This window comes from Mycobacterium shottsii (assembly GCF_010728525.1).
In the GTDB taxonomy this organism is placed as follows: domain Bacteria; phylum Actinomycetota; class Actinomycetes; order Mycobacteriales; family Mycobacteriaceae; genus Mycobacterium; species Mycobacterium marinum.
In genome coordinates, this window is the sequence record NZ_AP022572.1 from 1,260,991 (window position 1) to 1,281,144 (window position 20,154).

Consider the following 20,154-nt stretch of genomic DNA (forward strand, 5'->3'; position numbering starts at 1 on the left):
GAAGGCCCTACTGGGGCCGGGAGGCTGGATACGGCAGCAGCGCCATTTCGCGGGCGTTCTTGATCGCGGTGGCGATCTGCCGTTGTTGTTGCACGGTGAGACCGGTGACCCGACGAGAGCGGATCTTGCCGCGATCGGAGATGAACGTGCGCAACCGCGAGATGTCCTTGTAGTCGACCTCGCTGACCCCGAGCGAATCCAGCAGGTTCTTCTTGGCGGGCGTTGCCGGGGCTGTGATGGGGCGCCGAGTGCGTTTGGGGTTCTTTTTCATCTGCGGCTACCAGCTCGCCTTGCGAACACCCGGTAGCTGACCCGCATGGGCCAACTCGCGCACTCGCACCCGCGACAATCCGAACTTGCGCAGGTGGCCGCGCGGACGGCCGTCGATGGCGTCGCGATTGCGCAGCCGTACCGCACTCGCGTCACGCGGCTGACGGCTCAGGGCGCGTTGTGCGTCGAGCCGCTGCTCGTAGCTGCTGGTGGGAGATTGGATGATCTGCTTGAGTTCGGCGCGCCGCTGGGCGTAGCGCGCGACGATGTCTCGGCGCTTGTTGTTCTTGACGATCTTGGATTTCTTGGCCATTCAGCGTTCCTCCCGGAATGGGACGTGCTTGCGAATCACCGGGTCGTACTTGCTCAGAATGAGCCGGTCGGGGTCGTTGCGGCGGTTCTTGCGGGTGATGTAGGTGTAGCCCGTTCCCGCGGTGGAGCGAAGCTTGACTGCCGGGCGAATCTCGTTGCGCGCCACTAGATCTGTTCACCGGCCCGCCGGAGCCGCGCGACCGTGGCCTCGATGCCGTCGCGGTCGATGACCTTGATGCCCTTGGCGCTGACCCGCAGCTTGATGCGACGGTTCTCCGACGGCAGGTAATAGGTCTTGAGCTGGATGTTCGGTGACCACCGTCGTCGGCTCCGGCGGTGCGAATGCGACACCGTATTGCCGAAACTCACCGTGCGACCGGTGACTTGGCATCGTGCGGACATGGGGGCCTCCTCAGTGCACGCTTATTGAAAATCATTTTCGACAACCCCGTGTGACGCACTGTATCGTGAGTCCGATCTTAATGAAAATCGTTTTCAATAACGATCGGGAGAGCTCGGGAAGGAGTGGTGATGCGGACTCCCGTTGTGCTGGTGGCGGGGCAGGGCGATACCGACGACGTGACCGGCCTACTACTGCGCCGGCCCGGAACGGCCGTTGTCGAGCATCGGTTTGATGGGCACGTGGTGAGGCGCAACATCATCACCTTTCGCCGCGGAGAACTGAGCGCTGCCGAAGAGGCGCTGGAGTTGGCGCATGGATGTGTCTCCTGCACCATCCGCAACGATCTGCTGATTCTGCTGCGCAGGCTGCACCGCCGAGACGGCGTGGACCGGATAGTGGTGCACCTGGCGCCCTGGCTGGAGCCCGAACCCATCTGCTGGGCAATCAATCACGTGCGGGTCCGGGTCGGGCCCGGCTACCCGGACGCTCCGGCCGGCCGCGACGTTCGGATCGGCGCGGTGGTGACGTGTGTGGACTCGGCGAACTGGCTGGCGCAGTCTCTCGGCGACGAGGAACTGGCCGACGGACGGACGTTCGCTCAGGTGACAGTTGGTCAGGCCGAATTCGCCGACGTGCTGGTGCTCAACCGCCCCGACCCGGTCACGCTGGCCGTGTTGCCGCGTCTGGCGCCGCGGGCGCGGATCACCGTCGGGCTCGACCGGGTCGAGTTGGCGCTGGCCAACCTCGACGACTACTCACGCAGGGGGCGCAGCGACCATCCGCACGCTTCGCTGTTGGGCGGGCGGCCTCCGTTGGGCACCGACGGTGGGGTCGGAATCGTGGAGTTCAACGCCCGCCGCCCGTTTCGGCCGGAGCGCCTGCATGACGCCGTCGACCACTTGCTCGATGGCGTGATTCGTACCCGTGGACGCCTGTGGTTGGCCAATCGGCCCGATCAGGTCATGTGGCTCGAATCGGCGGGTGGAGGCCTGCGGGTCGCCTCGGCGGGCAAGTGGCTGGCGGCGATGTCACCCGCCGAGGTGGACCACGCCGACCCGGAGCGACGCCTGTTTGCCGAGCTGATGTGGGAATACCGCTTCGGCGACCGGCACACCGCGATGACGGTTCTGGCCTGCGGCGCCGACCGGGCGGAGATCACCCGGGTGCTGACCGGGGCGCTGCTCACCGACCGGGAGATGGCCCGGCCACAGGATTGGCCGGCCTACGACGACCCGTTCGGCGACTGGCATGAAGACCCGTGCCACGAGACGCCGGATGAATCCGGGCAGTTCTCCGGGCACCTCAACAAAGGAGAACTGGAATGAAATCCGACACTCACCCCGACTACCACCCGGTGGTCTTCGAGGACGCGACCACCGGCACCCGCTTTCTCACGCGATCCACCTTGACCAGCTCTCGCAGCATTGACTGGGAGACCCCCTCGGGGGTGCACACCTACCCGTTGGTGGTCGTGGAGGTGTCCGCCGATTCGCATCCGTTCTGGACCGGTACCCGCCGCACGCTCGATACCGCGGGACGCGTCGAGAAGTTTTACCGACGATATGGACGGGCTGATCGGCCCGCAACGGGCTGACCTGCCCGAATCTGGGCGGCTGAGCTGATTGTGGCCGCGGCCGCGCGGCCACGGGTCGCTGGCGGGGACTCGGATGTCGCCAAACCCCCACACCCTGGACCCGCAAATGCCAGAGTGACCATGGGTCACAATAGGCAAGACAGTAGTCCGCAACGGGGGAACCGCTCCTATGAATCTGGCGACGCAGGCCTTGGCGAAGGCCTTCGAACGAGCCAGCAACGGACTGGCGAACCCGGCGACGCTGGCCGATCCCGACCGGCTACGCGGCGCAGTTACGGGCAAGACCGCGTTGGTTACCGGTGCGTCCTACGGGATCGGCGAGGCAACCGCGCGGAAACTGGCCGCCGCTGGAGCCACCGTGCTGATGGTGGCGCGATCAGCGGAGCGCCTCGAGGACCTCGTGTCGGCCATCGCCGCGGGCGGTGGAGCGGCGGTCGCCTACCCGACCGATCTCACCGACGAGGCTGCCGTCGGGGTACTGACCAAGCAAGTCAATCAGAATCACGGACCGCTGGACATCGTGGTCAGCAACGCGGGCAAGTCATTGCGCCGGTCGCTGCATGACCAATACGACCGTCCGCACGATTTCCAGCGCACCATCGACATCAACTACCTGGGTCCGATTTGGCTGTTGCTCGGATTGCTGCCGGCGATGCGCGAGAGCGGCCGAGGCCATGTGGTGAACGTTTCCAGCGTCGGCGTACGCCTGGTGCCGGGCCCGCAGTGGGGCGCCTACCAGGCCTCCAAAGGGGCGTTCGATCGCTGGCTGCGCAGCGTGGCGCCGGAGCTACACGGCGACGGTGTGGACGTGACGTCCGTCTACTTCGCCCTGGTCCGTACCCGGATGATCGAACCGACGCCGATGCTGGGCCGGCTTCCCGGCCTCGAGCCCGATCAGGCCGCCGACGCTGTGGCGAAAGCGATCGTCGAACGGCCTCGCACCAACGAGCCGCCCTGGTTGTGGCCGGCCGAACTGGCCTCGGTATTGCTGGCCGGGCCCGCCGAGCAGGCGGCGCGGGTGTGGCACCGCCGGTTCTTCGCCCCAACCGCCGAGGCAGGAAAGAGCTGACAATGATGGCTGCAGGCGTGGTCACAACGGCGGCGCGGGCGTTACTGGGATCGGGGCTGCTCAGCCCGTCCAGCCCGGCTGCCGCGCTGCGGCTGGTACGCGAGCTGTACCGGGGCGGTACGAACCTCTACACCCCGCTCGCTATCGCGGCGGCACGGTGGCCGGAGCGGACCGCAATCGTCGACGACGACGGTGCGCTGAGCTACCGCGAGATTCAAACGATGACCGAATCGGTCGCCGGGGAGCTCACCCTTGCTGGCATCGGGCCCGGGCAAGCCGTGGGCGTCATGTGCCGCAATGGCCGCAACTTTGTCGCGGCGGCGTTTGCCGCCGGGTTGGTCGGTGCCGACGTCGTGCTGGTGAACACGGAGTTCCGCGCCACCGCGCTCGCCGCCGCGCTGGAAGCACACCAGATGCGGGTGATGTTGTGCGACGACGAGTTTGTCGACCAGGTGGCCGGAACTGGCGAATCGGTGTTGGTCATCGATCCGAGCACCGTCACCGCCCGGGACTGCGCGCGGCCCAAGGTCGCCCCCTCCGGACGAATCGTGTTGTTGACTTCGGGCACCACCGGGGTCCCGAAGGGGGTGCCGCGCAAGCCCAAAGTGACTTCTGGGATCGGGGTCAGCGTGACGCTTCTGGAGCGAACCAGGCTGCGTGTCGGTTCGCGAATGACGCTGGCCACGCCCATGTTTCACGGTCTGGGATTTGGCATGCTGGTGCTGACCATCAGCCTGGGCGGAACGGTGCTGACCCGTCGGCACTTTGATGCCGAAGCAACGCTGGCCCAGACATCGCTGCATCGCGCCGACGGCGTGAGCGTGGTTCCGATCATGTTGGCACGCATCCTCGATCTGCCCGATCAGGTGCGGGCGCGAAATCCGCTGCCGTGCTTGCGGGTGGTGATATCCAGCGGCGATCGACTCGATCCCAGCCTGGCGCGCCGCTTCATGGAGGCCTACGGCGACGTTCTGTACAACCTGTACAGCTCCACCGAAGTGGGCATCGGCGCACTGGCCACACCGGCCGAGCTGCGCGACTGGCCCGAGACGGTGGGCAGACCTGTCGCCGGGTGCCCGGTGCGGATTTTCGACCGGAACGGACGGCCCGTCGGGCCGCGGGTAACCGGGCGGATCTTCGTTGGCGGCGAACTGAATTCCGACGGCTATTCCGGCGGTGGCGGCAAAGCCGTCATCGATGGCATGGCCAGCACCGGAGACATGGGCTATCTCGACGAATCGGGCCGGCTCTACATCGTCGGGCGTGAAGACGACATGATCGTCTCCGGCGGCGAGAACGTCTATCCGCGGTCACTGGAGAACGCGCTGGCCAGCCACCCCGACATTGCCGAGAACGCGGTCATCGGCGTTGCCGACGAGCAGTTCGGCCAACGGCTGGCCGCATTCGTCGTCGCCCGCCCAGGCTGCGACATCGACGCGGACGCGATCCGCGATTACCTCAAGGGCCGGGTGTCGCGGTTCGAACAGCCCAGAGACATCCACCTGGTCAGCAGCATTCCGCGCAATCCGGCCGGCAAGGTGCTGCGCAAACAGCTGGCGAGCTACGCCGAACCCGAAGCCCAGTCCTGATGTTCTAGGGCCACGTCAACGGTCTTGGCCAGCCACTTGGGCGCGAGCACCGAGACCGCGGTTGCCCCGGCGGTGGCACTGAACACCCCGGTCCAGGCAACCGGTCCCAGCGGTGTGCATCCGAAAAAGTGGCTGACCACCGGGGTCTGGATGATGCCGATCAGGACGCCGGCGCTACCGAACGCGGTAGCCAAAACGAGTGGGCTGTGGCTTCGGGTCAGCAGGGTTTGTGCCAGCTGAGTGGTCACAAGCGCGGTCAATCCCATTGTCGCCGTGCGGCGTTCGGTACCCGGGGTCCAGCGGCCGATGGCCCAGGCGGCGGTCGCGCCCGCGGCGGTGACGACGCCCCGGTTGGCGATCTGGCGCATCAGCGGCGCGTCCAGGGAGGGGGTCGGAGCGGTCAGTACCGCCCGCTGGCGCCTGCGCCGTGCCTCCTCGATCTCTTCATCGCTGAGATCGCTGTCGTCCTCGGGATCGTCGTATTGCGACGTGATGGCGACCGCAAGCGCTGGGAACATGTCGGTAAGCAGGTTGACCAGCAGCAGTTGTCGGGTTCCCACCGGTGCGCGCCCGGCACCGAAAGCCGTGCCGATGATGGTGAACAGCACCTCACCCACATTGCCGCCGACGAGGATCGTCACCGCATCGCGCACGCCGGCCCACATGCTGCGGCCTTCGACCAGCGCGTCGAGCAACACACCCAGATCGTCGTCGGTCAAGACGATGTCGGCGGCGCCCCTGGCGGCCGACGAACCGCGACCGCTCACTCCGATGCCGACGTCGGCCATCCGGATGGCGGCGGCATCATTGGCGCCGTCGCCGACCATCGCGGTCACCCGTCCACAACGCTGCAGCGCGGCCACGATCTGAACCTTCTGCTCCGGGCTCACCCGGGCGAACACCTGCACGTCGGCGGCGAGTTTGGCGCACGCATCCTCATCGAGACCGATCAGTTCGGCTCCGGTGACCACCCGGACATCCTCGGGCAAGCCGAGCTGGCGGGCGATTGCCCGCGCGGTGATGGGATGGTCGCCGGTGATCAGCACCACGTTGCGCTGCGCATCCACCAGCGCCTCGATCAACGGTCGCGCCGACGGGCGCGCGGTGTCGGCCAGGCCGACATAGCCGAGCAATTCCAGGTCGTGGGCCGCCGCATCGACGGCGTCGGCGTCGGTGTCGGTGTCGTCATCGTCGGCCGTGTCATGTTCCCAGGGGCGCTTGGCGACCGCCAGTACCCGCAACCCGCGTTCGGCGAGGCTGTGTACCAAGGCTTCCGCATGTTCGAGGTCGGCGTCGGGGTCCGCGAACCGGCAGCGGGGCAGGATCGTCTCGGGGGCGCCCTTGAGCATGAGTGTCGGATGGCCGTTGCTGGTCCCGGTCGTGCCTATCGAGGCGGCGTAGCCGCGGCTGGATTCGAATGGGACTTCGGCGAGCACGGTCCAGGCCGAATCATCCGGGGCTTCCAGAGAATTCGCGGCGACGATGATTGCCTCGTCGGTCGCGTGGGCGTGCCCCTGTCCATCGTGGGGCTGGGTGGTGGCCCGGGCGGCGGCCCGCAGCACCCCGGTGGAGCGGGGGTCGGCGCTGTCGATGAACGGATCCAGCGGACTGGTAGAGCTGGGAATGGCGCACACGACACGCAGCCGGTTCTCGGTGAGCGTGCCGGTCTTGTCGAAACACACGGTGTCGACGCGGCCCAGCGCCTCGATGGTGCGGGGCGCGCGCACCAGCGCTCCATGCGCAGTCAGGCGCTGTGCGGCGGCCAGCTGCGAGAGGGTGGCCACCAGCGGCAGCCCCTCCGGCACGGCGGCGACCGCGATGGCAACGCCGTCGGCCACCGCTTGACGCAGCGTGGCACGCCGCATCAGGGCCAAGACGCTGACCGAGGCGCCACCGGCCAAGGTGAGTGGGAGCACCTTGCTGGTCAGCTCGCGCAGCCGGGCCTGCACCCCGGCCGAGGTCTCGACGTCGGCGACCGCCGAGATCGCCCGATGCGCCGCGGTGCCGGCGCCGGTGGCCACCACGATGGCCCGCGCCCGCCCGGCCACGATGGTGCTGCCCTCGAACAGCATGCTGGCCCGGTCGGCATCGTTGACGGCGACGGGGTCGACCTGCTTGTCCACCGGCAGCGACTCACCGGTCAGTAGCGACTCGTCGACTTCGAGGTCCTCGGCCACCAGGAGCCGAGCGTCAGCGGGTACCACCTCCGGGGCGGCCAGGTCGATGACATCACCAACGCGCAGCGACTTGGCCGACACGGTGGCTGTGCGGGTGGCATGCCGGGCGGCCTCCAGCCGGCGCCGCGTGGTCGCGACCGTCGGCACGACGACCCGGCGCACCATTTGGTCTTGTTCGGCGAACAGCTCCGCCGCGGCCGCCTCGGCGCGCAGCCGCTGCACCCCACCGGTGATCGCGTTGACCGTCATCACGCCGGCCACCAGCAGCGCGTCGACGTTGCTGCCGACGATCGCCGAGGCCGCGGCGCCCACCGCCAGGATCGGAGTCAGCGGGTCGGCGAGCTCATGCCGCGTCGCCGCCGCCAGCTGGGCCAGCGTGTGTGCCGGGCCACGCAGCGGGGAGACCAGCGGTTCATAGGACAGGTCGTCCAGGAGGCGACGCCAGGTCGGCGTTCCGGGGTCCACGGCCATGGGGCGTGCACCACCGGCCAGTCGCGCATAGACGATCTCGGGGTCCAGGGCGTGCCAGGCGGTCAGCGGTTGGGGCGTGGGATCGGGGAGCCGCAGCACGGTGGCGGCCGACCAGCTTCCCGATAGCAGGGCAGTGGCAGCGGCGGTGTTGACCGGGTTGAGCCAGCGCCGGAAGCTGGCAGGGTTGGTGGTTCTGGCCTGCTCGCCGGTGACCAGCAGCAGCCCCGCCAATGTGGTGCCGCCCTGGGCGAGGTGCACCGACGACACGCTGGAGGCGCGGGCCACCGGAATCGCGGACAGAATCCGCACCGCCGCGGCGAGGTCGGTACCGGTAATGATGTCGGCAGTCCACGGGGTCGCCGCGCGCGGATCGTCCAGGGCGACCCCGATGTCGGCGATCGCCAGCGCGGCCAACGTATCGGTCGAGGCGAAATCGCGGTGCAGCGCGGTGATCAGCAAGACGGGTCCGCGATCGGTGCGCAGCTCGCGCACCAGGTTCAGCAGCGGCGTGCCGGGCGGATGGGTGGATCCGACACTGGCGGACAGGTCTTCGGTACCGGCGACATGGCGTAGAACGACCCGGGAGCCGGTCCGATGCGCCGTCTGCAGCAGCGGGATCGCATAGGGGTCGACCTCCCACCCCACGTCGACGTTGCCCACGGTCTGGCCATCGACCACCAGATCGGCGTGTTCGAGCCCCTGGGCGGGTGTGGCCGAGGGGCCGCGCAGCGGAACCCAGCGCAGCCGCGCGCCGGTCGCCGGCAGCTCGTCGGGGTCGGGTTCGGGAGCCTCTTCACCGTGCAGCAGCGCGTCGGCGACCTCGTAGACCCGGTCGTCATCCCAGCCGGGTTCGTCGCCCTGGGCGCGTAGGACGGCGCGGTGGTCACCGCGCAGCGCGGCGCCGTCGATGACGACCACCTGCACCCGATCCAGCCGGCGCAGCGCTCCGGGGTCAAGCACCAATTGACCTTCGCTGGCGAGCCCGCGGCCCAGGACCGCCGCGAACGCTTGCCGGCCCATGTGCGCCGCCCGTGGCACGCCGGCCAAGATGGCGCCAGCCGCGTCCTCGGTGCCGCCGCCGGCCACCAGCGCACTCGCCGCGGCGATCAACGCGCCGTTGGCCGCGGAATTGACGTAGCTCTCCACCGGGCCGGCCATCGACCCCTTCGCCGTGTCGATGGCGGCATCGATGGACCCGCCGACCATGACGTGTGATGCCTCGCCGGCCGCGGCCGCCGCCCAGCTGTGCCGGGGTTCCTGCGCTTGCACGCCGGCCGACGAGATGACCGGAACCACCGGTGCTTGCGGCCGCCCGGGGGAGGCCAGCGCGGGTTCGCGGTCTCGCCATACCCGCCGGTGTGCTGTCGCCTCCGAGATCTGCAGGCCACGCTGCACCAGATCCAGCAGCGGGGTGCCGACCGCCTGGGTCAGCCCGTTGGCGGCGGCGGTCGTGGCGGCCAGCGCAACGTCGGTACCCACCCGGCCCAGCCGTGATTCCAGCAGCGACACCATGCGTGGCTGGTGATTGATCAAGGCTGCGGCGGCGCGGGTGGTCTGCGGTGCGGCGGGCAGCCGGATCACCCAGCCGGTCACCGCCGCGCCCAGGGCGGCTAGATCCAGCGCCGCGGCGGTGAGTGGGACCAGCACCGCCAACGGGTTGCCCGGGTCGGCGAAGGGCGCCGAGTTGGGCGAAGATAGTGATCCGGACAGGACGATGTCGGCGGCCACGGTGGCGGCGGTGTCGCACACTTCGTCGAGCACGGTGTCGCTGTCGGCGCCGTCCTCGAGCTCGACCACCAGCCGGCCCAATGCCCCCTCGACGTGGGCCTTGGCCACGCCCGGGATGCGGCGGACCGGCTCCTCGACCACCGCCGCGTACTCATGCCAGCGCGGGAATGGCAGCAACGGATCCAGGTCGAAATGCACCCGGCGACCGCTGTGCCAGCGCAGCGGCGGAGTGACGCCGTCCTGGGCCCCGTCGGCAGCACCGTTTCGCCCGATCGCCCGGTTGGTCGTCTGGGCCACCGATTGCACTACCGGACCGGCCAGCTCCACCACTGGGCTGGCTAGCGTCTGCAAAACACCGGCAGCATCGGCGGCAGTCTGCACGCCGGCCCGCACCACCTGTGCCGCTCCGCCGGTCACCCCAGCGACCAGATTGGCCACTGGGTTGACCACACCCGGAATCTTCATGCGCCACCCTTCAATAACGTGTACCGCGCCAATCCTCCTGGCGTCTTACCAACCTGTCCACACGGACCCCCAGGTGTGTGGGCCTCTGGTGAGGGGCCCGCGCATCGATCCCCGTGGGTCCGGTGCCACCACCTTGGGGGGCGGCGGGAGCCGATGGAACCGACCCGGTGTTCGCTTCGGCCCGCCTGGCACTCCGGATCAATAGTGCCGCGCCGGTGCGACCGCGGGCCGCAAATCAACAGCCGTTTACCCAGATTTGCCGGAAACCGCAGGCTGGGGCCCAAGGTGGCCCAGTGATCCGCATCCACGGTTCGGGGCTGGGGCGGGCGAGTTCGTCACGTCCACGGAATCTGCGCCGCTGGGCACGGAGATCATCGATCACCGGGTGGTGGTTGGATACCCCAAAAATGCGATACGCGCATCGCCGCGCAGGGTACCGTACCGCGATTTTCGGGTGGAAAACCGGGTTTACAGAATTCGGTGGTTGGCCCTGCCGACGTGGTAGCCGGTCGGGAAGGATTTTTCGATGACCTGCAGCTGATGGTCCACTCTGGACTCGAGTTCGAGGACGACGCAGCCGTCGCCAACGGCCTTCGACTCCAAAACGATGTACCTTTGACCGCCACCGTTGACATCGGTGATCGGGTCACCAGAGTGCAAATTCTCGACGGCCACCAATTCAGGGGTTCCGTGTGACTCCACGCGAAATACAGTAGGGCAATCCTGCCGACCAGGGAACACCCCGCGCGGGAAACAAACTTGCCGATCAGCTGGGCGCGGCGAGTCCTAGCGACAATTGGCGACACATTCGCCGGTTGGGCCGGGGCTGGTGCGGCGGCAGTGCGCTGATAGGAGGCGCTTCGCCGGCTTCCGGCCCCAGGGGCGACGACTCGGAAATGCCTGCCGCGCAAGCGATAGCGCGCAAATCGAATTTGCACTATCGGCACCGTCAAAATTGGTGTCAGTGGTACCCCTGAAACGGTCTTACGCTTATTACCGGAGCACCGCCAATGTTGTGTGGGAATGAATTGCCGAGTTGCCCCCAGATGGTGTCCCAGACGGTGGAGGTGGGCAGATGTCGTATGTATTCGCGACGCCGGAGTTGGTGGCGGCCGCGGCAACGGATCTAGGGCGTGTCTGCTTAATGTGAATGGTGTTTTGGCTGATGCTGTTTGGGTGATGCGGACGCATGCGATTTCTGATGATTTGTGGTCGCTGATCGTGGCGGTGTTGCCTGCGGGGCGGCGGCGTGGCCGGCCGTGGAACGATCATCGACGTACTCTGGAGGGCATTATCTGGCGTTACCGTACGGGATCTCCGTGGTGTGACCTGCCCGAGCACTTCGGTCCCTGGCAATCGGTGGCCGAGAAGCATCTACGCTGGTCGGTCGATGGCATCTACGCGCGGATCTTCGCGGCGATCGCCTCTGACCTCGACGCCGAGGACGCCGACCTGGGCGCACTGTTGTCGGTCGATTCGACCAGTGTGCGCGCCCACCAACACGCAGCCGGAGCGCCCCGGGCGCCGCACAGGGGGATCTGTCGAATTACAAGAAATATCTCGATGAGCCCGATGACCACGCCATTGGGCGTTCCCGCGGCGGGCTGACTACCAAGATCCACGCCTTGACCGACCAGCTGTGCAGTCCGGTCACCCTGGCACTGTCGGCCGGTCAAGCCGGTGATAATCCGATGCTTTGGCCACTGCTGGCCGCCCGGTGCAGCAACTCATACGCCCCGTTTCACCTGCTGGCGGACAAGGCGTACTCCCATGACTCGACGCGGGCACAGCTGCGCCGGCTCAAGATCGCCCATACCATCCCCGAGCGCAGCGACCAGATCACCCGCCGCAAAGCCAAAGGCCGCAACAGAGGACGGCCTCCGGGGTTCTCAGGCCGAATCTACAAGCACCGCAACACCGTCGAGCGAAGCTTCAACCGGCTCAAACACTGGCGCGCGGTCGCCACCTGCTACGACAAATACGCCCTGACCTACCTCGGCGGTGTCACCCTGGCCGCCATCATCACCTACCACCGCGTCCGCAATTAGCAGACAGGACCTAGCCGGGGTGCAGTCGGTACTCAGCGCCGCGAACTCGGCGGCGGCCGGCCCCACCATGGCAGTGATGGCGGCCGGCGCGGACGAGGTATCGGCGTTGATCGCGGGTCTCTTCGATGCCCACGCCCAGGCGTATCAGGCACTCAGTGCCCAAGCTCTGGTGTTCCACGATCAGTTTGTCCAGATGCTCAACGCCGGTGCCAGCTCCTACGCCGCGGCCGAGGCGGCCAACGCGTCCCCGCTTCAGGTGGTACAGAACCTGGGGCAAAACGTGCTCGCCGCGGTAAACGCGCCGACCCAGGCCGTGATGGGCCGTCCGCTGATCGGTGACGGTGCCAACGGATCGCCGAACACCGGCGCAGACGGCGGCGCGGGCGGTCTGCTGTACGGCAATGGCGGCAAAGGGGGATCCGGTGGGCTGGCGCAGGCCGGGGGTAACGGCGGTGCGGCGGGGCTGATCGGCAACGGTGGCTCCGGCGGCGCGGGTGGTGCGGACTTCGCCGGCACATCGGGCGGGATGGGCGGTACCGGCGGTTGGCTGTGGGGCAATGGCGGGGCTGGCGGCGGCGGGGGCGTCGGCACCACCACGACGGGTGGGACAGGCGGTGCCGGCGGCAACGCGATGGGGTTGTTCGGCAACGGGGGCATCGGTGGCGCCGGCGGGGTCGGCCAGAACACCACCGGCACCGGGGGCAACGGGGGTGCCGGCGGAAGCGCCGCGCTGCTGGGCTTCGCCGGGGCCGGCGGGGTTGGTGGGCTGGGCGGCGCCACCGGTGGCGACGGTGGTCAAGGCGGCAACGCGGCGCTGTTGGGTAACGGCGGCGACGGCGGAGCCGGAGGCGCTGGCGCCAACCTCGATGGTGGTAACGGCGGGCTCGGCGGCAACGCGGGACTGTTCGGCGACGGCGGACACGGCGGAGCCGGGGGCGTGAGTTTCGACCCGGCCGGTGGCGATGGCGGCAACGGCGGGCAGGGCGGCAACGCCACGCTGTTCGGCTATGGCGGACACGGCGGTGCCGGAGGGTCGAGTCTGAACCTGGCTGGTGGTGATGGCGGCGATGGCGGCCAGGGTGGGTTCTTCGGTGGCGGCGGCGCCGGTGGGGACGGCGGCGCCGGCTATGTCCTGGCCAACGCCGGGGCCGCCGGCAATGGCGGCGACGCGGGTTTCTTCGGAAATGGCGGCGCCGGTGGTAGCGGCCAGTTCGGCGTCGGAGCATCGTCGGCGGGCGGTATCGGTGGCAACGGGGGACGGGTCATCGGTGACGGCGGCGACGGCGGCGTCGGTGGATGGGGGGTGCTGGCGGCCGCCGGGGGCAAGGGCGGTGACGCCATCGGCCTGTTCGGGCAGGGCGGTGTGGGCGGCACCGGCGGCGCGGCGGTGGGCGCCGGAAACCATGGTGGCAACGGGGGTGACGGCGGCACCGGTGCCCTCATCGGCAATGGCGGGGACGGCGGCGCAGCGGGAACCAGCATCGGCCAGTCGGCCAGCGGCGGCAACGGTGGCAATGCGCGGTTGTTCGGAAACGGCGGCGACGGCGGACCCGGCATCTTCGGCGGCACCGGGGGCACCGGCGGTCAGGGCGGCACCCTGGCCGGAGTCCCCGGCGCTGCCGGACCCAGCTGATCGCCACGCGAGCCGGGGCCCGCTGCCGTAACAACGGCCCCCGACCTGCGTGTTGGTCTACTCGGCGGCGGCGCGGGGCGACCGCATTGGTACCAAGCCGGGCGGCGCACGCGACAATGGTGCGATGAGTGGCCCCAGCGCGCCGGAGTCGCCCGCCTGCTACCGGCACCCCGGGCGGCCGACCTATGTCCGCTGTACCCGTTGCGATCGGTACATCTGTGGTGACTGCATGCGTTCGGGCGCCGTCGGCCATCAGTGCGTCGAGTGCGTGCGCGCGGACGCCTGCACGGTGCGCCAGCCCCGTACTCAATTCGGCGGTCGACAGCGTTCGGTCACCCCGGTGGTGACGTTCTCGCTGATCGCGGTGAGCGTGCTGGTTTTCGTTCTGCAGTTGGTCGTTGCCGGACTGGGGCCACATCTGGCCCTGTGGCCACCGGCGGTCGCCGACGGCCAGCTATACCGGCTGGTGACCTCGGCATTCATGCACTACGGCACGTTGCACTTGGTGTTTAACATGTGGGCGTTATATATCGTGGGCCCGCCGCTGGAGATGTGGCTGGGCAGCTTGCGGTTTGGCGGCCTCTACGCGCTGAGCGCGCTGGGGGGCTCGGTGCTGGTTTACCTGATTGCGCCGCTGAACACGGCGACCGCCGGTGCATCGGGAGCGATATTCGGCTTGTTCGGTGCCACCTTTGTCGTGGCAAAACGGCTCAATCTCGACATCCGCTGGGTGGTCGCCCTGATCGCGATCAACCTCGCGATCACGTTTGTCGCGCCCGCGGTTGGTTCGCAGCTGATCAGCTGGCAAGGGCACGTCGGCGGGCTGATTACCGGCGCCCTGGTTGCCGCGGCCTACGTCTACGCGCCTCGAGAACGCCGTAATTTCATCCAAGGTGCGGTGACCCTGACCGTTGCGGTTGCGTTCGTGGTGCTGATCTGGTGGCGCACCAGCGAGTTGCTCGCGATGTTCGGTGGGCACCTCAACTTGGGCTGATGCCCGGCGGCGGGGCCGGGTTAGGTTGGTCGCCATGACGTGGTGGATCGCCCACGCTGAGCGGGCGCTGTCACAAGATGTGCCCGCGCCACCGGAGCGGCTGCGCGACTTCTATGTGGACCTGGACAACCTCAAGCTGGTGCACCCTCTGATCGTCGCGGTGCAAGCGCTGTCCCGAACCGAAACCCGGGATGGCTACCGGCAGAGCTACCGCGTGATAGATCGCATTCCGATGGGACCGTTGAATCTCGAGGTGCGCTACCGGGCTCGGCTGCACGTCCCGGTGCACGGTGCGGTGCACACCGAGGCCGATCAGTTCCCACGCGTGCGGCTGCGCGCGACGGTGACCTTTGCGCCGGTCGCCGCTGGTACCAGGCTCACCGAGCGGATAGCGATCGCCGCGCCCCGTCCGCTGGCCTCCTACACCACGCGCGCGGCGGTGCAGGCGCACGCGGCGATGCTGGCCGGGATCCGCAGCTATTTCGAGTCGTCCTGAGCGGGGCTCCACTGCGCGGTCAGCGCGAAGTCGGAAAGGTATTTGGTGGAGCTCCACCCACCGTCGACCACAATGGTCTGCCCGTTGATGAAGGCACCGCCCTCAGAACACAGGAATGCCACCGTGTTTGCCACGTCGTCGACGGTGCCCAGCCGCTGATGCGGTGTCATTTCAACGTTGATCCGCCGGAATCGCTCATCGGCCAGGCGATGCTGGGTCATCGCCGTCTGGATCACGCCGGGGGCCACCGCGTTGCACCGTATTCCCTGTGCCCCGTATTGGCAGGCGATGTGGGTGGTCAGCGCGGTGAGCCCGCCCTTGGCGGCCGAATATGCTCCGCCACGAAGACCTCCTACCACGGCAAACGTTGACGTGATGTTGATGATCGCCGATCCGGGCCGCAGATGTGGCAGCACCTCACGGGTCAGGCGGAACGGTGCGCGCAGCATCAAACTCAGGACGTAGTCCAAGGATTCGTCGTCGGTTTCGTGCACCGGTTTGGGGCTGCCCACCCCGGCGGCGTTGATCAGGAAGTCGATGCGTCCCCACCGGTCCAGGGCGGCGCGGGTGAGCTGGCCGGGTGCGTCATCATCGGTGAGATCGACCGGGTGGGTGGCTATCCGGTCGGGGCCGCCGGGCAGCTGGGTCAGCTCGGCAAGCCTGCGCTCGTCGCGGCCCGTGCCCAGCACCGCCATACCCATTTCGGCGAGTTTTGCTGCGCAACCGAATCCGATTCCGCCCGTTGCCCCCGTGATGATTGCTACCTGCATGTCACTGCTCTGCCTTCATGAGCGCTGCTTTGATCCGGTGTTTCACGATCTTGCCTGCGTCGTTCTTCGGCAGGTGGTCCCAGATAACCACTTGCTCGGGGATCTTGAACCGCGCAACGCCAGCGCCTTCGAGAAACGCGCGCACGCCTGGGAGGCCGGGCGGGGGGTCAGCCGCGGCAACGATGACGGCGCAGGCTCGCTCGCCGGTGCGGTCATCGGGCAGGCCGACAATCGCGACGTCGGCGATTCCGGGGTGGGTGATCAGGATGTCTTCGATCTCTTTGGGGGAGATGTTCTCGCCGTTGCGGGTGATGATGTCCTTGGCTCGTCCGGTCACGACCAGATACTCGTCGTCGACCCAATGTCCGAGGTCTCCGGTGCGGAAATAGCCTTGCGCGTCGAAAGATCCGGCTTCGTCCTCGGGGTGCCGGTAGCCGACCAGCATCTGTGGCCCGCGCACCCGGATTTCACCGGCAACCAGCTTGACGTCGGCGGCACCGACCCGGCCATCGGTGGCTGCGGCGTGCGCACTACTGTCGGGTGCGCCGATCGTCGTCACCGGAACCTCGGTGGAACCGTACACGCGGGTGACAACGGCCTTGTCGAAATAGTCTGTCGCGCAACGAATCAACGACGGCGACACCGATGCGCCGCCGCAGACGAAGAATTTCAGGTCGGGCAATCTGGTTCCCGCCCGCTGTGCGGCGGCAAGCAGCTGCTCGAGGAACGGTGTCGCTCCGGCCATGTGGGTACACCGCTTCGATGTCATGAGTTGCACCGCGCGGTCCGCGTCCCATCGGTCCAGCAGCACGGCGGTAGTGCCGAGCAGAAGTGGGCATTCGAAGGCGTAGATCGAGCCGCCGATGTGTGCGATAGGCGAAGCGACCAGGAACCCGTCACCGGGCTCCACCATCCAGTGATCCCGGATCTGACAGATCAGGGCGTGGATCGAGTTGTGGCGGTGTAGGACGCCTTTCGGGCGTCCCGTCGTCCCCGAGGTGTACAAGATCATCCGTACCGCATCGGGATCCGCCGTGGGCAAGGGCGCGGCGGCCTCCCGGCCGACGAGTAGGGATTGGAAGGTCGAAACGCCATCGGGGCACTGCCCCCGCACCTCGATCACCTCCGGGCGCGACGGCAACTGTGCGGCCACCCGCCGCAGCATCGAGGTGTAATCGTGACCGCGAAAATCCGCCGGGGCAAAGATCATCCGGCTGCCCGCATCGTCGAGAATGAACCGCAGTTCGTGCTCGCGCAGCGAGGGCAGGACGGGGTTGGCCACCATTGCGGCCAGCGTGCTGGCCAGATAGATCACCGCGGCTTCGTGCCAGTTCGGCAGCATGAAGCTGACCACGCTGCCCGCCGGCATGCGGGAGCGCAGGTGCACCGCCAGGGCCATGGCCTGGCGGTGCAGTTCCTGGCAGTCCAGTTGCCGATCGGCATCGACCAGCGCCACCCGCTGCGGGGTGCTCTGCGCGGCCTCGCGCAGCGCATCGGCGAGCGTGCGCCGGACCCACCAGCGGTGCGCGTAGGCGCCTGCGGCGCGATCGGCATCCCAGCGAACCCAGCGCCCATCGATGAGCCTGCGTCGTGGAACTTTCGGCCCTCCCATCGGCTGGCGCTATTGGTCTGTCACACCGGAGGATCCGGTTTCACCGCGGAGTCGACGCATCGTCATCGAGTGACGGAACCGGGACGCCGGATGGGTGTTGAGCGTGACCTGGGCCACCTGCTCGTCGGATGTCACATAGGCGCGTCGGATCTGCAAGGCCGCAGATCCCGGTTCGACCTGGAGGCCGTGGGCCAGCGCCGGTGAGATTGACACGGCCGCGATTTCCTGTTGGACCTCAACGATGCCCAATCCGAATAGGTCCTCGATCAACGGAAAGATCGGCCCGTCGTGGCGGTGTAGCAACCTGCCGACCGCCGCGAATGCGCGGTTGATGTAGTACTGGGTGCGGCAAAGTGCGGGTTCGGCCGGCTCGGCGTTCTCGGCCCGCCGAAACCCGCAGACGCTCAGCCACTGCTCGCCGCTGGCCAGCCCGGTCTGTGCGCTCACCTCATCGTCGATGGTGGCCATGGCGATGGATTCGATCACGAATCTGGTGCCGGTGGCGAAGGCCAGCAGATCGTTGATCGACATCACATGCTGCACGTACGAATCCGACGACGGTCGCGGTACCACCAGCGTCCCGGTGCGCGGGCGCGAGGAAACCAGGTTGTCTTCCCGCAGCCGGCGCAGCGCCTCCCGAATAGTGTACCGGCTCAAGGCAAACCGATCACACAGCTCGTGTTCGGTCGGCAACTGCGAGCCCACCGGATAGATACCGTCCACGATCTCTTTGCGTAGCGTCCGCGCCACCTGAAGATAGCGGTGGTCGAGGATCTTTGGCTCGGACAACTTTGGCGCCCTTTAGGATTCCCGGCGCAATGCCAGTACGCTGCCATCCGCGTCGGCGGACACGTAGAGGGTTGAGTCCGGCCCGGCCGTGATTGCGGCGAACGGTCCCTGCGGGCCGGAGAACGGCGGCATTCCGCGCAGCGGCTTGGGGGTGACGCCGGCGGGTGCTCCCACCGGTAGATCCCAAGCGATGGTGTGGCGGGTGCGCGAGCCGAGATCGACTGCGACGAGTTGCTTTGCTCCGGAGTCGATGACGTAGACCTGCCGGTCGCAAATGGCCACGCCCTGCGGACACTGCAATCCGTCCAACAAGGTGCCGGTATCGCCGAGCGTGAGCACCCGGCCGGCGCCGGCTTCGGTCACCACGCACCTCCCGTCGGCCGTGACGGCCACGCCAACCGGATCGCTGAGGACCGATGCCATCACCTTGACCCCGTCCGGCCGGACCGACAGCACCCGTCCGGCGCCCCGCTCGGCCACGAACAGGGCGCCCGAACCCGCCACGGCCACCCCGTAGAGCTGGTCCAAACCCGTGGCCACCACCTCGCTTTCGGACGCCCAGGGACGGTAGCGCGCAACCTCGCCGTTGGACGTGGTCACCGCGAATTCGCCGGATCCCAGCGCGGCCACTCCGCGCAGAAACCCTGGGTACCCCGCCGAGAAGAGCATTCCGCCGACACGCAGGGTGCCGTCGGCGAGCAGAACGTAAAAGTAGGTGCCGTCGGCGATGTAGAGGTCGCCATCCGCGTCGACGGCCAACCCCAGCGGCCAGGTCAACCCGCCCGGCAGCGTGGTCCGCGTTTCTCCGGTACCGAGAATCTCGGTGATCTCGCCGGTGAAACTCGAAACGAACAGCCGCTCGCCGACGAAGGTCAGGTTGTCCAGACCCGGGTGCAGTGCCGCGAGCACGGTGCGATCTCCGGTGCGGGGATTGATCCGCAGCACCTCACCGCTGTGCACCTGGGTCGAGACGAGGTGGCCATGGGGGTCGAACTTCACCGCGTCGGGAACTCCGAGATCGCCGGCCACACACTGCGGGACACCGCCGTCGGGATCGATGCGCCAGATCTCGTTGGCGCCCATCACCGGAAAGTACAACAAGCCGTCCGGGCCGACCTCCATGGCGTTGGGCGAGGGCAGGTTGCGCGCCAGCACTCGGGGTGCCCCGCCGTTGAGGTCCAGCTCCAGCAGTCGCCCGCCGTCGCGGCATTCACCGACGAACAACCGGCCCTGGTGAAAGGTGATGCCGTTGGCTGACGGAATGTCGTCTCGAAGCACCCGGGTGTGGCCATCGGGCGCGCGCACGCTCACCCGGCCGTCCATCACCTCGGTGGCGTAGAGATTGCCGTCCTGGTCGAAGGCCAGGTCGTCGGGCGCGATGATCGCACCCCCCTTGGGGCAGACGGTGTCCAGCCGTCCGGTGCTCAGGTCCAGCGCGCTGATCTGGCTGCCGGTCACCTGCGCGATGTAGACCCTGCCATCCGGGCCGGTGCACAACCCATTGGCGCCGAACAGCCGGCTGGGCGCGGTGAGCCGGGTCAGGGTCCAGCCTTCGGCAACGTTGGGTGCCCGCGTGACCGGGTAGCGGCCCGCGTGCTGCAACCGTCGGGTTACGGGTATCACTGCTCGGACCATAGCAATCGGAATCTGGTCCAGACAATAGCCGCGGCCATGCCGAACATTGCCCTTGACGAGGCCGCTAAAATAATGAGAATCATACTCTCTAATGAGTGC

17 protein-coding genes and 1 pseudogene are annotated in these 20,154 nt (G+C 67.9%); 8 read left to right on the forward strand and 10 right to left on the reverse strand.

Features of this window, described 5'->3' with window-relative positions; all coding sequences use genetic code 11:
- Positions 1-7: 7 nt before the first annotated feature.
- Genes rpsR through rpmB form a run of 4 tightly spaced genes read right to left on the reverse strand, consistent with a single transcriptional unit; the run spans position 8 to position 984 of the window.
- Positions 8-271 (reverse strand): 30S ribosomal protein S18, encoded by a 264-nt coding sequence (gene rpsR / locus G6N41_RS05945; protein WP_020731384.1) that lies wholly within the window; start codon positions 269-271, stop codon positions 8-10.
- A 6-nt stretch (positions 272-277) separates the two neighbouring features.
- The gene (gene rpsN / locus G6N41_RS05950; RefSeq protein ID WP_011742331.1) at positions 278-583 is read right to left on the reverse strand and encodes a 30S ribosomal protein S14; all 306 of its coding nucleotides are present in this window, start codon (positions 581-583) and stop codon (positions 278-280) included.
- On the reverse strand, positions 584-748 hold the full coding sequence (gene rpmG / locus G6N41_RS05955; RefSeq protein ID WP_011742330.1) for a 50S ribosomal protein L33: 165 nt from the start codon (positions 746-748) through the stop codon (positions 584-586).
- Positions 748-984 (reverse strand): 50S ribosomal protein L28, encoded by a 237-nt coding sequence (gene rpmB / locus G6N41_RS05960; RefSeq protein ID WP_011742329.1) that lies wholly within the window; start codon positions 982-984, stop codon positions 748-750. Before rpmB ends, rpmG begins: the two co-directional genes overlap by 1 nt.
- A 129-nt stretch (positions 985-1,113) precedes the next feature.
- On the opposite strand from rpmB, the gene mrf reads away from it, so the two are divergent.
- The 4 genes from mrf to G6N41_RS05980 all read left to right on the forward strand — a co-directional run bounded on the left by mrf (position 1,114) and on the right by G6N41_RS05980 (position 5,237).
- A complete protein-coding gene (mrf, locus tag G6N41_RS05965; RefSeq protein WP_020731385.1) occupies positions 1,114-2,310 on the forward strand; it encodes a ribosome hibernation factor-recruiting GTPase MRF in 1,197 nt (398 codons plus the stop codon).
- Entirely contained in the window at positions 2,307-2,579 is a 273-nt protein-coding gene (locus G6N41_RS05970; RefSeq protein WP_012392282.1) for a type B 50S ribosomal protein L31, read from the forward strand. Before mrf ends, G6N41_RS05970 begins: the two co-directional genes overlap by 4 nt.
- A 169-nt stretch (positions 2,580-2,748) precedes the next feature.
- Entirely contained in the window at positions 2,749-3,648 is a 900-nt protein-coding gene (locus G6N41_RS05975; protein ID WP_011742326.1) for an SDR family NAD(P)-dependent oxidoreductase, read from the forward strand.
- Between the two features lie 2 nt (positions 3,649-3,650).
- Positions 3,651-5,237, forward strand: coding sequence for an AMP-binding protein (locus G6N41_RS05980; protein WP_198966868.1), 1,587 nt, complete (start codon positions 3,651-3,653; stop codon positions 5,235-5,237).
- Here the strand turns inward: G6N41_RS05980 and G6N41_RS05985 are convergent.
- Together G6N41_RS05985 and G6N41_RS05990 are read right to left on the reverse strand one after the other, a co-directional pair.
- On the reverse strand, positions 5,210-10,078 hold the full coding sequence (locus G6N41_RS05985) for a cation-translocating P-type ATPase (protein ID WP_231608856.1): 4,869 nt from the start codon (positions 10,076-10,078) through the stop codon (positions 5,210-5,212). The two genes, G6N41_RS05980 and G6N41_RS05985, sit on opposite strands and share 28 nt — an antisense overlap.
- A 468-nt stretch (positions 10,079-10,546) precedes the next feature.
- A complete protein-coding gene (locus tag G6N41_RS05990) occupies positions 10,547-10,780 on the reverse strand; it encodes a hypothetical protein (protein WP_015354093.1) in 234 nt (77 codons plus the stop codon).
- Between the two features lie 474 nt (positions 10,781-11,254).
- Between G6N41_RS05990 and G6N41_RS05995 the strand changes: the two are divergent.
- The 4 genes and pseudogenes from G6N41_RS05995 (at position 11,255) to G6N41_RS06010 (ending at position 15,249) form a co-directional block, all read left to right on the forward strand.
- A pseudogene (locus G6N41_RS05995) lies at positions 11,255-12,126 on the forward strand (IS5 family transposase).
- Positions 12,080-13,759: a PE family protein gene (locus G6N41_RS06000; RefSeq protein WP_231608857.1), complete on the forward strand. Its 1,680-nt coding sequence runs from the start codon at positions 12,080-12,082 to the stop codon at positions 13,757-13,759. Before G6N41_RS05995 ends, G6N41_RS06000 begins: the two are co-directional and overlap by 47 nt.
- 124 nt (positions 13,760-13,883) lie before the next feature.
- Positions 13,884-14,753: a rhomboid family intramembrane serine protease gene (locus G6N41_RS06005; RefSeq protein WP_198966869.1), complete on the forward strand. Its 870-nt coding sequence runs from the start codon at positions 13,884-13,886 to the stop codon at positions 14,751-14,753.
- Between the two features lie 34 nt (positions 14,754-14,787).
- Positions 14,788-15,249, forward strand: a complete 462-nt coding sequence (locus G6N41_RS06010; protein WP_198966870.1) for an SRPBCC family protein — start codon at positions 14,788-14,790, stop codon at positions 15,247-15,249.
- Here G6N41_RS06010 and G6N41_RS06015 read toward each other — a convergent pair.
- The 4 genes from G6N41_RS06015 to G6N41_RS06030 are packed head-to-tail and all read right to left on the reverse strand — an operon-like array spanning position 15,231 to position 20,055.
- Positions 15,231-16,019 (reverse strand): SDR family NAD(P)-dependent oxidoreductase, encoded by a 789-nt coding sequence (locus G6N41_RS06015; RefSeq protein WP_020731391.1) that lies wholly within the window; start codon positions 16,017-16,019, stop codon positions 15,231-15,233. The two genes, G6N41_RS06010 and G6N41_RS06015, sit on opposite strands and share 19 nt — an antisense overlap.
- Before the next feature lies 1 nt (position 16,020).
- Positions 16,021-17,631: an AMP-binding protein gene (locus G6N41_RS06020; protein ID WP_198966871.1), complete on the reverse strand. Its 1,611-nt coding sequence runs from the start codon at positions 17,629-17,631 to the stop codon at positions 16,021-16,023.
- 9 nt (positions 17,632-17,640) lie between these two features.
- Complete coding sequence (locus tag G6N41_RS06025) at positions 17,641-18,420, reverse strand: GntR family transcriptional regulator (RefSeq protein ID WP_198966872.1); 780 nt, start codon at positions 18,418-18,420, stop codon at positions 17,641-17,643.
- A 12-nt stretch (positions 18,421-18,432) separates the two neighbouring features.
- Complete coding sequence (locus tag G6N41_RS06030; protein ID WP_198966873.1) at positions 18,433-20,055, reverse strand: NHL repeat-containing protein; 1,623 nt, start codon at positions 20,053-20,055, stop codon at positions 18,433-18,435.
- Positions 20,056-20,154 lie beyond the last annotated feature (99 nt).

Excerpts from the sequence above, each read along its gene's own strand:
- G6N41_RS06005 (WP_198966869.1), top strand. The coding sequence starts at position 13,884 with ATGAGTGGCCCCAGCGCGCCGGAGTCGCCCGCCTGCTACCGGCACCCC.
- G6N41_RS05985 (WP_231608856.1), bottom strand. The coding sequence starts at position 10,078 with ATGAAGATTCCGGGTGTGGTCAACCCAGTGGCCAATCTGGTCGCTGGG.
- G6N41_RS06030 (WP_198966873.1), bottom strand. The coding sequence starts at position 20,055 with ATGGTCCGAGCAGTGATACCCGTAACCCGACGGTTGCAGCACGCGGGC.
- rpsR (WP_020731384.1), bottom strand. The coding sequence starts at position 271 with ATGAAAAAGAACCCCAAACGCACTCGGCGCCCCATCACAGCCCCGGCA.
- G6N41_RS06015 (WP_020731391.1), bottom strand. The coding sequence starts at position 16,019 with ATGCAGGTAGCAATCATCACGGGGGCAACGGGCGGAATCGGATTCGGT.
- mrf (WP_020731385.1), top strand. The coding sequence starts at position 1,114 with ATGCGGACTCCCGTTGTGCTGGTGGCGGGGCAGGGCGATACCGACGAC.
- G6N41_RS05975 (WP_011742326.1), top strand. The coding sequence starts at position 2,749 with ATGAATCTGGCGACGCAGGCCTTGGCGAAGGCCTTCGAACGAGCCAGC.
- G6N41_RS05970 (WP_012392282.1), top strand. The coding sequence starts at position 2,307 with ATGAAATCCGACACTCACCCCGACTACCACCCGGTGGTCTTCGAGGAC.
- G6N41_RS06010 (WP_198966870.1), top strand. The coding sequence starts at position 14,788 with ATGACGTGGTGGATCGCCCACGCTGAGCGGGCGCTGTCACAAGATGTG.
- rpmB (WP_011742329.1), bottom strand. The coding sequence starts at position 984 with ATGTCCGCACGATGCCAAGTCACCGGTCGCACGGTGAGTTTCGGCAAT.
- G6N41_RS05980 (WP_198966868.1), top strand. The coding sequence starts at position 3,651 with ATGATGGCTGCAGGCGTGGTCACAACGGCGGCGCGGGCGTTACTGGGA.
- rpsN (WP_011742331.1), bottom strand. The coding sequence starts at position 583 with ATGGCCAAGAAATCCAAGATCGTCAAGAACAACAAGCGCCGAGACATC.
- G6N41_RS06020 (WP_198966871.1), bottom strand. The coding sequence starts at position 17,631 with ATGGGAGGGCCGAAAGTTCCACGACGCAGGCTCATCGATGGGCGCTGG.